Here is a 245-nt window from a genome sequence, read left to right as displayed (position 1 = left end):
TAATAACAGCAAGAGCCATTAGCTCAGTTACGAGCAAATCTACTTGAAGTAACTTCGAGTTGTTCTGACGCAGTAAGTTGCGAAGCTAAACTAGTAGAGGAAAGAACAGGTAAGACCACGGAGCGATTCATCGTCCGAAAGCATCATGAAATACTTCTATGAAAAGATAGCAAGAGCCATTAGCTCAGTTGGTAGAGCATCTGACTTTTAATCAGAGGGTCGAAGGTTCGAGTCCTTCATGGCTC

The 245-nt window shown here is 42.9% G+C and carries 1 tRNA gene; it reads left to right on the top strand.

The window, feature by feature from the left end:
* Nucleotides 1-173 precede the first annotated feature (173 nt).
* Nucleotides 174-245, top strand: a tRNA-Lys gene (locus SAY88_RS25500).

Source organism: Halalkalibacter flavus (genome assembly GCF_036663575.1).
GTDB lineage: Bacteria > Bacillota > Bacilli > Bacillales > Bacillaceae_D > Halalkalibacter > Halalkalibacter flavus.
Note: the sequence above shows the minus strand (reverse complement) of the source record. Positions and strands in the feature narration are given on the sequence as shown.